The sequence below is a fragment of the Nonomuraea sp. NPDC001684 genome, from assembly GCF_053596515.1.
The window spans coordinates 1-8,748 of record NZ_JBSFGJ010000393.1; the positions used below are offsets into that span (position 1 = coordinate 1).

11 protein-coding genes and 1 pseudogene are annotated in these 8,748 nt (G+C 71.4%); 11 read left to right on the forward strand and 1 reads right to left on the reverse strand.

The genetic code is table 11. From position 1 onward, the window contains the following. The first annotated feature begins 402 nt into the window (after positions 1 to 402). Positions 403 to 543, forward strand: a complete 141-nt coding sequence (locus tag ACWCSD_RS40930; protein WP_352356170.1) for a hypothetical protein — start codon at positions 403 to 405, stop codon at positions 541 to 543. 68 nt (positions 544 to 611) lie between these two features. On the opposite strand, the gene ACWCSD_RS40935 is transcribed toward ACWCSD_RS40930, so the two are convergent. After that, the gene (locus ACWCSD_RS40935) at positions 612 to 1,685 is read right to left on the reverse strand and encodes a serine hydrolase domain-containing protein (protein WP_449922974.1); all 1,074 of its coding nucleotides are present in this window, start codon (positions 1,683 to 1,685) and stop codon (positions 612 to 614) included. Positions 1,686 to 1,878: 193 nt separating this feature from the next. Here ACWCSD_RS40935 and ACWCSD_RS40940 point away from each other — a divergent pair, with 193 nt between their 5' ends. The 10 genes and pseudogenes from ACWCSD_RS40940 to ACWCSD_RS40985 all read left to right on the forward strand — a co-directional run. After that, a complete protein-coding gene (locus ACWCSD_RS40940; protein ID WP_449922977.1) occupies positions 1,879 to 3,156 on the forward strand; it encodes a serine hydrolase domain-containing protein in 1,278 nt (425 codons plus the stop codon). 31 nt (positions 3,157 to 3,187) lie between these two features. Next, positions 3,188 to 3,382, forward strand: a complete 195-nt coding sequence (locus ACWCSD_RS40945; RefSeq protein WP_397161964.1) for a hypothetical protein — start codon at positions 3,188 to 3,190, stop codon at positions 3,380 to 3,382. A 48-nt stretch (positions 3,383 to 3,430) separates the two neighbouring features. Then, positions 3,431 to 3,622 carry a hypothetical protein gene (locus ACWCSD_RS40950; RefSeq protein WP_352356176.1) on the forward strand — a complete coding sequence of 64 codons (192 nt, stop codon included), beginning with the start codon at positions 3,431 to 3,433 and terminating at the stop codon, positions 3,620 to 3,622. Positions 3,623 to 3,852: 230 nt separating this feature from the next. Beyond that, positions 3,853 to 4,302, forward strand: a complete 450-nt coding sequence (locus ACWCSD_RS40955) for a S26 family signal peptidase (protein ID WP_397161965.1) — start codon at positions 3,853 to 3,855, stop codon at positions 4,300 to 4,302. Between the two features lie 51 nt (positions 4,303 to 4,353). After that, positions 4,354 to 5,226, forward strand: a complete 873-nt coding sequence (locus ACWCSD_RS40960; RefSeq protein ID WP_387682737.1) for an ArsR/SmtB family transcription factor — start codon at positions 4,354 to 4,356, stop codon at positions 5,224 to 5,226. A 96-nt stretch (positions 5,227 to 5,322) separates the two neighbouring features. After that, a complete protein-coding gene (locus tag ACWCSD_RS40965) occupies positions 5,323 to 5,502 on the forward strand; it encodes a hypothetical protein (RefSeq protein WP_125645566.1) in 180 nt (59 codons plus the stop codon). A gap of 67 nt (positions 5,503 to 5,569) precedes the next feature. After that, positions 5,570 to 6,067 carry a MauE/DoxX family redox-associated membrane protein gene (locus ACWCSD_RS40970; RefSeq protein WP_397161966.1) on the forward strand — a complete coding sequence of 166 codons (498 nt, stop codon included), beginning with the start codon at positions 5,570 to 5,572 and terminating at the stop codon, positions 6,065 to 6,067. Further along, positions 6,067 to 6,552, forward strand: a complete 486-nt coding sequence (locus ACWCSD_RS40975) for a TlpA family protein disulfide reductase (RefSeq protein ID WP_352356185.1) — start codon at positions 6,067 to 6,069, stop codon at positions 6,550 to 6,552. The genes ACWCSD_RS40970 and ACWCSD_RS40975 overlap by 1 nt, the downstream gene beginning before the upstream one ends. Continuing rightward, positions 6,549 to 8,348 (forward strand): ABC transporter ATP-binding protein, encoded by a 1,800-nt coding sequence (locus tag ACWCSD_RS40980; protein WP_449922986.1) that lies wholly within the window; start codon positions 6,549 to 6,551, stop codon positions 8,346 to 8,348. Before ACWCSD_RS40975 ends, ACWCSD_RS40980 begins: the two co-directional genes overlap by 4 nt. A gap of 79 nt (positions 8,349 to 8,427) precedes the next feature. Next, positions 8,428 to 8,748, forward strand: a pseudogene (locus tag ACWCSD_RS40985) (hypothetical protein); the annotation flags it as partial.

Genomic DNA, 8,748 nt, shown 5'->3' on the forward strand with positions numbered 1-8,748 from the left:
CCCCATCGAGGCAGGCTGACGCAGCGGATCACCCCGTGCGCGGTGGAGTGGCTCATCGCGCCCGTCTGCCTGGCCAGAGCCCGGCTGCTGGGCTGGCCTGCGTGGAGATGCAGGTCCCGCAGGCGTTCGCGCAGAACGGCCAGGGGATCCTCCGGCAGGGGGGCTTGCGGAGACATGGTGATGTCAGGATTCCAGAATCCCGGAGAGCCAAACCCACCCGTGACGGATCCGTGCACATCGCCATCCGGGCCGGGAACCGTCAGTTTCTGTCAGCCGATGTACGGGTTCATCGGATCGCGTAAGACCTTGGCACAGATCGTCAACGGCACTTCGGCGCGCCCCATCCTGAAATCGCGCCCTCGGCACCGGCCGAGGCGATGCGAACTCACGAAGGGAAGCTCCATGATGCTGCCCCACCTCGCCGCACTGGTCGTGACGAGCGCCGCGCTGGTGACGCTCCCCGCCATGATCTACATGTTCTCGGCCGACTCGGCCCGCCGCTCCCGGGCGCTACGCCTGCTGCGCCTGCTGCTGCGCCGTTGACGCCGGTGGCGCGAGCAGCCGGCCCGAATCGGGCTCCCGCCCGTGACAGCTCCCCCGGCGGGCCTGGGTCATCTGCCGCACAGGGCGGTGCCGAAGGCTTCGAAGATGTGCGCGTCGCTCTTCGGGGTGCCGGTCACGTAGAGGGTGACGGCGCGGCCCGAGCGGTCGCGGCCGCTGAGGACGCGGGTGCCGGGCAGGCCGCCGTCGTGCATCCAGGCCGGGCCGCAGGCGAACGGGTAGGAGTAGACGCCCAGACCGTAGTCGGCCTTCGGCGGGTCGTTGGCGGGGACGGTCCGGGCGAGCATGGTCTTGATCGTGGAGGCGGGCAGGGACTGCCAGAAGCGGTTCAGGTCGTCGGGGGTGGAGATCAGGCCGCCCGAGGCGCCGAAGAGGTAGCCGGGCTCCAAGGTCGTGTCGACCACCTTGCCCTGGCTCTTCGGGTCGAACGGGTTCACACCGTAGGTGTGGGCGTGCTTGCCACGGATGTCCAGCTCGTTCTGACGCGGCCAGTAGGTGTGCCGCAGGTTCTTCAGGACGCCCTGGCGGGTGACCGTCCGGAAGTCCTTGCCGGTGACCTTCTGGATGAGCATGCCGGCCACCAGGTAGTTCGTGTTGGAGTAGGCCCACTTCTCGCCGGGTTCGCCGGTGGGCTCGGCGTCCAGGGCGAGGCTCAGGAAGTAGGCGTCGGCGTCGGCGCCGAGGCGGGCCGGGTCGATCAGCGGCAGGTACTCGGGCAGGCCGCTGGTGTGCGTCAGCAGTTGCCGCACGGTGATCGGCCTGCCGTCGAGCAGACCGGGCGCGTACCGCTCCGCCTGGGCGTCCAGATCGATCTTGCCCTGGTCCGCCAGGCGCACCACGGTGGCCGCGACAACCGACTTGGTCACGCTGGCGATGCGGAAGTGCGCGTCCGCGCCGACCATCGGCCGGTCAGAGCCGCGCTCGGCGACGCCGGACGTCCACGTCCCGACCCGGCCGCCGGGCTCACGCACCGACACCAGCGCACCCGCCAGCCCGTCCTGCTGGGTCAACCGGTCAAGCTGCTGCTGCAAGGTGGGCGACGACGGCTTGGCGGCGGCCGGCGCCGGGGACGCGGCACCCAGCAGGACGACGGCGGCCGCAGCTGCGGCAAGATACCTACGCATGTTCTCGGCAACTCCCTTGGACGAGGTGATGTGCCCATCCTGTGGCTGCCGAGCACCGAAATCGATCATGCCGCCCGGTGTCCGGATGGTAGGGACTGCCCTACCACGCCCGGCTCGGGCGGTCTGCGCCACCAGCGGCGATGTTTGAGGTAGTTTGCCCGGTGGTGTTTTGTTCGATCAAGGAGGAAGACAGATGCCTGACAGGCTGACCCGACGCGATTTCGGCCGGACGATGGGCCTGGCCGGGCTCGGATTGGCCGGCGCCGGGCTCGTCGCCGGTCAGCCGGGCAGGGCGGACGCCGCCGCCGGGACGTGGAAGACGACCGGAACCCTGGGAGCCGGGCTGGGCAGTTTCGACAGCACCATGAAGGCTTTCATGCAGGCCCGTAACCTCTCCTGCGGATCGCTCGCCGTCACCCGCAAGGGCAAGCTCGTCCTGGCCCGCGGCTACACCTGGACGACCAGCACCACCCTGAAGACCCAGCCGACCTCGCTGTTCCGGATCGCCAGCCTGAGCAAGCCCATCACCGGCGCGGCCGTCCTCAAACTGGTGCAGGACGGCAAGCTCAAGCTCACCGACCGGCTGCCCGACCTGCTCCCCCTGACGCCGCCGTCCGGCAAGACGGTGGATCCCCGGCTGAAGGACGTGACCGTTCTCAGGTTGCTGCAGCACCTGGGCGGCTGGGATTCGTCCATCACCGCCGACCCCATGTTCAGCGACCTGGCGGTCTCCAGGGCGCTCGGCGCGGCGCTGCCCGTCCGCCAGGCCGACATCATGCGGTACGCCAGCGGCCTCGCCCTGGACCACGACCCCGGCAGCACGTACGCCTACGCCAACTACGATTACCTGCTGCTCGGCCGGATCATCGAGAAGGTCAGCGGCATGCCGTACGGCACGTACGTGCAGCAGAAGATCCTCGGGCCGCGCGGGATCACCCGGATGAGGCTCGGGCGCACGCTCAAGGCGGGCGCCGTCACCGGCGAGGTGCCGTACGTCTCGAAGTACACGGGAAAGACGGTGTTCGACGCCTCCGGCACGTCCGTCCCGGCTCCGTACGGTTCGTTCAACCTGGAGAACATGGACGCGCACGGCGGCTGGCTGGGAACGGCGGTCGATCTGGTGCGCTTCGCCGGGATCTTCGACGCCGCCGGCTCCGTGCTCACCTCGACGTCGATCTCCCGGGCCTTCGCCCAACCCGAGACCGGCGTCAACGGCGACGGCTGGTGGTACGGCTGCGGCTGGTCGGTCCGCAACGTCACCGGCGGCCGCAACACCTGGCACACCGGCAGCCTCCCCGGCACCTACACCCTGCTGGTGCGGCGGTATGACGGGCTCACCTGGGCCGCGCTCTTCAACCAGCGCGACGACGCCTCGGGCCTGAGCTACGCCGACATCGACCCGGCCCTCCACAAGGCCGCCAACGCGGTGACCACCTGGCCCACCGTAGACCTGTACGGCACCTACCTCTGACGAGAACCCACCGTTGACCGGCCTCCGGCACGTGAGGCCGGTCGCGCGGGAGCTCTCGCGGGCCCGGACGGTGATCGGGGGCGTCGGCCGGCCCGCGGTGGCCACGGACGCGCTGGTCCGGGTGGCGGCGATCGCGGGGGCGGCCCTGGCCAGGACGCGACCCTTCCCCACCACCAGGCCCGGCACCTCCCGTGTCGAACAATCTGCGGGCATGGATTCCGCATGACGCCCTGTCACCACGGACGTCCTGACCATGCCGACCTACGCTGCCCGCATGGCTTTTGTTATCCCAGAGATCAAGGTCGGCCTGGCCGAACTCGGCGGCGGGCCGGACGCCTGGTGCTCGAAGTGCGGCAAGCGTGCGACCCTGTACGCCGTCGACCCGGCGACCGGAAGGCCCACGTACGTCTGCACGGCCGACGCCGGTTCCGAGGTGGAGGCAATGCTCCTGCGCTCCCCCGACTAGACGGATCACCACCGCGATGCCAGCCTTTCCAGCCTCCGCGCCGAAGGAACGAGGTGTTCCTCGACGCCGTAGACCGAACCATGAGTGTTCGCCCCCGAGGAACGGGCGCCCCACGCCGTCCGAACGTCGCTCTCGCCGGGTGACGGCGTTCGCCTAGACAGGACTTCAGCCCCTCCCGTCCGACCGGACGAGTTCTTGAGCCCCCCAGGCCGGACGTTTACGCTCGCGCCATGCCGATGATCGCCGTGTTCGCCGGATCCGCCGCCCTGCTGGTCGTGGCCGTGGTCGCGTTCGTCGCCAGGCGCCGGCTGGCGGTGGTGACCGTACGGGGGGAGAGCATGGTGCCGGCGTTGCGGCCCGGCGACCGGTTGCTGGTGCTGCGCGGGAAGGCGGTCCGGCGCGGGCAGATCGTGGTGCTCGAAGCGATCGGGCCGGGAATGCGGTGGCGGGACGGGCCGCTGCCCGAGGTCGCGGCCGCCGACTGGGTGGTCAAGCGGGTCGCGGCGCTGCCGGGCGAACCGGTGCCGCCGCAGTGCCCCGGGCTGCCCGCCACGGTGCCGCCCGGAAAGCTCGTGGTGCTGGGGGACGGGGAGATCAGCGCGGACTCGCGGTTGTGGGGCCTCGTCCCGGCCGATCGGGTTCTGGGGGTCGTCCTACGCACCCTTGTTAGTACGTCTTAACAGCCCCATACTCCATTATGTCCGGACATTTCCTGACAACGGGGCTGGGATATGCGTCTGGTCTTTTCCGCCGCAGGACTGGCCGCGACCACCTTCACCATCTCCCCGCTGCACCACACCCTGTTCGCCGCCCTGTGCCTGCATCATCCCGGCTTCGCCGTACCCGGATCGCCGTGGCGGGATCTGGCGCGCAGGACGCCCGCCAGAGCCATGCCGTTCGTCCGGCGTGTCCACCACGCACCGCACAGCGTGTCCGGCTTCCTCTGGGCCGACCTGCCGCTGCCGCCCGGCGCGGGCACGCTCAACGACGAGCTCGACGTCCAGCCCGGTCTCGGTGACGTCGCCGACGCGCTCCGCGCCTTCTACGTCAGCTGCGTGGCCCCCGAGTGGGACGCGATCCGCCACCGCCTGAACGCCCACGTGAACCGCTACTCCGAGCTGATCTGCGTGCGGGGATTCGGCCGTACGCTGCCCAGGCTCACCCCCAGGCTGAGCTGGTACGGCTGCGCCCTGCAGATCGACACCTCGGACCTGTGCCCGTCGCCGGTGGAGCTCGGCGACGGGGGCGTGGCGTTCTCGCCGCTGATGTGCGCCAGCCGCTGCTTCCTCGCACTGTCGCCGCCCCGCGGCGGCAGCAGGGCGGTCATCGCCTATCCGGCCGGCGACGAGGGCGCCCGGCGTCCCGCGTCGGTGGACGCCCTGGCCCAGGTCGTCGGGCAGGCCCGCGCCAGGGTGCTGCGCTCGATCGGCGGCGGCTCGGCGACCGGCGAGCTGGCCAGGTCGCTGGCGGTGAGCGCCTCCACGGTGTCCGAGCACGTGACGGCGTTGCGGCTGGCGGGGCTCGTGAACACCTACCGCGAAGGCCGGGCCGTGCGGCACGTGCTCACCTCGCTGGGCCACGAACTCCTCGAATACAGCGCCTGATTTGTCGCATTTCGGTGGCGGTCCGAAAGGATTGCCCCTCCCCTGACCCGATGGTGATGATCAGGCGAATACAGCCCCTCTCACCCAGGAGGTCGGATGACTCGCACACTCAAGGCGTTGGGCGACCGGATGCTCGGCGCCCTGCTGCCCGCCAGCACCGCGGACGCCAGGGGGTGCCCCTACGAGTGCTGGTGCTACCACTGGCTCGACCACACCGCGTGGACCTGCGTGCGGCCGGACTGCACGACCTACGTGTCCTGCTACGAGTGCTGCTGACCCTCCACACCCCGCCCACGACCCCTTCGCTGGGGGTCGTGGGCGGCACCACCCGCGAAGGAGCGCCATGCCGTACATAGAGCTGGGCTGCAGGGCCGTGCTCTGCCTGGTCTTCCTGGCCGCGCTGGCGGGCAAGGCCACCGGCTGGCGCGCCTTCGTGTCCTCCGTCCCCGGTCTGGCTCCCGGGCTGCCCGCCGCGCCGGTCGCGGTGGCCGTGCTGGCCGGCGAGAGCGCCGCCGTGGCGCTGCTCGTCCTGGGCGAGCGCGCCGGGTTCGGGCTGGCCGCCGCACTGCTCGCGGCCTTCGCCGCCGCGATTCTGCTGGCCCTGCGCCGCGGCTCCGCCGCCGCCTGCCGGTGCTTCGGCGTCACCGCCGCTCCGCTGAGCCGCGCCCAGATCGTGCGCAACCTGCTGCTGATCGCGGTCGCGGTCACCGGCTGGGTGACGCCGGGCGGGCGCGTCGAACCCGCCGGGGTGGCGCTGGCGCTGGTCGCCGCCGCGGTGCTCGCCGCCGTGCTGGTGCTCTTCGACGACCTCGCCGACCTTCTCCTGGAGAGGAACCTCTGATGCCGTACGTCATCGCAGCCCTGGTCATCGTGGGCGTCATGAGCGCGCTCAACCTGGTGCTGACGTTCGCGGTGATCCGCAGGGTGCGCCACGCCGAGCAGCACGCCGCCCCCTCGGGGCCGCCGTTGCTGCCGGTGGGCTCGACCGTCCCCGACGTGCGCGGGATCGGGCGGCCCTCGGTGATCGGCTTCTTCGACACCGAGTGCCAGGCCTGCCCCGGGCAACTGCCGCCGTTCCTCCAGCTCGTCGCCAACGCGGGCTACTCCCCCTCGCAGGTGCTCGCCGTCGTGTCCGGCCCCGGCGGGGAGAGCTACGCGGACGCGCTGCGCGGCAGCGCCACCGTGATCGCCGAGCCCGCCAACGGGCCGGTCTGCCTGGCCTTCCCCAACTCCGCCTTCCCCGCCTTCTACCTGCTCGACGACTCCGGCCGGGTCAGGTCGCGCGCGGTCACCGTGGCCGGGCTCGGCGCTCCCGTCACCGCATGACCCACGACGTCTCGCCCGGTGTGTTACGGCTGGCCGGGCGGGCCGTGACGGTGTGGGGGCCGGCCTGGCGGGCCGCCCCGGTCGCCGCCGTCTGCTCGGTGCTGGCCGTCCTCGCCGGCGGCACGACGCCGGTGGCCGCCGCCTGGTGCACGAAGCTCATCCTGGACGGCCTGGCGGGCGGCCGGGCCGTACTGATGCCGACGATCATGCTCGGCGTGGTCGGCCTGGTCGCCGCGCTGCTGCCGCATCTCACCGAACACACCGACGGACGGCTGCGCCGCGGCCTGGGCCTGCTGACCCGCGAGCGCCTGTTCACCTCGGTCAACGCGTTCGTCGGCCTCGGCCCGTTCGAGAACCCCAGCTTCCGCGACCGGCTCAGGCTGGCCGAGCAGGCCGGGACCGGCGCGGCCAACCAGATCCTGGCCCCCAGCCTGTCGCTGGTGCGCGGGCTGGTCACGCTGGCCGGGTTCGTCGCCGCGCTCATGGCGTTGAGCCCGGTCATGACGGCGATCGTCCTGCTGTCGGCGCTGCCGTCGCTGGGCGTGCAACTGTCGCTGAGCAGGCGCAAGGTGGGTCTCGAATGGCAGATCAGCCCCGCGATGCGCCGCCAGATCTTCTACGCCGGCCTGCTCACCGAGGTCGAGCCGGCCAAGGAGGTGCGGCTGTTCGGGCTGGGCGCGTACCTGCGCGACCGTCTCCTGGGCGAGATCCGCGCGGTCAACCGCCAGGAGGAGGCCCTGGAACGGCGCGCGCTGGCGGGACACGGGCTGCTCGCCCTGCTCGGCGCCGCCATCGGCGGCGCCGGACTGATCTGGGCGATCGCCGGCGGCCGTCTCGGCGTGGGCGACGTGGCCGTCTTCGCCGCCGCCGTCGCCGGGGTGCAGGGCGCGCTGTCGGGCGGGGTCACCCAGCTCGCCCGGCTGCACCAGGCGCTGCTGGTCTTCGGACACTACCGCGCCGTCGTCTCCGCCGCCCCGGACCTTCCCGTACGCCGCCCGCCCCGCCCGCTGCCCGCCCTCCGCTCCGGGATCGAGATGCGGGACGTCTGGTTCCGCTACGGCGAGGGGCGACCGTGGGTGTTGCGCGGAGTGGATCTCACCATCCCGCACGGCGCCTGCGTCGCGCTCGTGGGGCTCAACGGCGCCGGCAAGTCGACGCTGGTCAAACTGCTGTGCCGGTTCTACGACCCGTCGCGCGGCGCGGTCCGCTGGGACGGGACGGACCTCCGCGACGCCGACCCCGCCGAGCTGCGCTCCCGGCTGACCGCGGTCTTCCAGGACTACGTGGCCTACGACTTCACGGCGGCGGAGAACATCTCACTCGGCTCACTCGGCGCCTCGCCCGAGCAGGTCAGGACGGCGGCCCGGCTGGCCGGGGTGGACACGGCGCTGGACGCCCTGCCGCACGGCTACGACACGTTGCTCAGCAACCGCTTCCTCGACGCGGCCGAGACCTCCGGCGTCGTGCTGTCCGGCGGCCAGTGGCAGCGGCTCGCCCTGGCCAGAGCGTTGATCAGGGGCGAACGCGACCTGCTCGTCCTGGACGAGCCGAGCGCCGGACTCGACGCGGAGGCCGAGCACGCCATCCACCACCGGTTGCGCGAGCATCGAGCCGGCCGCACCAGCCTGCTCATCTCCCACCGGCTGAGCGCGGTCAAGGACGCCGACCTCATCGTGGTGCTGGCAGAGGGCAGAATCGCCGAACAGGGCACCCACACCACCCTCATGGCCGCCGGCGGAGAATACGCCCGCCTGTTCACCCTCCAGGCCAGCGGCTACACCGTCGAGCACGCCTGAACCCGCCTCAGGCCAGATGTACACGATGGCAGACTGATCAAGCCGACAACCCCCGCCCCGAACCGGCAGGCAGACGAAAATGGTGAACCTCACCTGGAACGCGGCCTCCCGCACCTGTCTCGGGTCCGCGCGCCGACACATCGTGGACGACATCTACACAGGTCCCTATGTGTTCGCGGTCGCCGACGGCCGCAGGGAACGAGTCGCCGGCGACGTTGCCAGCCACCTCGTGACCGAAACCCTGCGGAAGTACGACCGCGAAATCGATCCCTCAGACCTGACAACCGTTCTCGGACATGCGCTCAGATCCGCGAACGAGTCCATCCAGCGAAAGATCGAAGCGCAACCCGAACTGGCGGGCATGGGCGCCGACCTGGTTGCCATGGCGTGGTCCGGGACC

Excerpts from the sequence above, each read along its gene's own strand:
- ACWCSD_RS40940 (WP_449922977.1), top strand. The coding sequence starts at position 1,879 with ATGCCTGACAGGCTGACCCGACGCGATTTCGGCCGGACGATGGGCCTG.
- ACWCSD_RS40955 (WP_397161965.1), top strand. The coding sequence starts at position 3,853 with ATGCCGATGATCGCCGTGTTCGCCGGATCCGCCGCCCTGCTGGTCGTG.
- ACWCSD_RS40935 (WP_449922974.1), bottom strand. The coding sequence starts at position 1,685 with ATGCGTAGGTATCTTGCCGCAGCTGCGGCCGCCGTCGTCCTGCTGGGT.
- ACWCSD_RS40980 (WP_449922986.1), top strand. The coding sequence starts at position 6,549 with ATGACCCACGACGTCTCGCCCGGTGTGTTACGGCTGGCCGGGCGGGCC.
- ACWCSD_RS40930 (WP_352356170.1), top strand. The coding sequence starts at position 403 with ATGATGCTGCCCCACCTCGCCGCACTGGTCGTGACGAGCGCCGCGCTG.
- ACWCSD_RS40970 (WP_397161966.1), top strand. The coding sequence starts at position 5,570 with ATGCCGTACATAGAGCTGGGCTGCAGGGCCGTGCTCTGCCTGGTCTTC.
- ACWCSD_RS40960 (WP_387682737.1), top strand. The coding sequence starts at position 4,354 with ATGCGTCTGGTCTTTTCCGCCGCAGGACTGGCCGCGACCACCTTCACC.
- ACWCSD_RS40975 (WP_352356185.1), top strand. The coding sequence starts at position 6,067 with ATGCCGTACGTCATCGCAGCCCTGGTCATCGTGGGCGTCATGAGCGCG.
- ACWCSD_RS40950 (WP_352356176.1), top strand. The coding sequence starts at position 3,431 with ATGGCTTTTGTTATCCCAGAGATCAAGGTCGGCCTGGCCGAACTCGGC.
- ACWCSD_RS40965 (WP_125645566.1), top strand. The coding sequence starts at position 5,323 with ATGACTCGCACACTCAAGGCGTTGGGCGACCGGATGCTCGGCGCCCTG.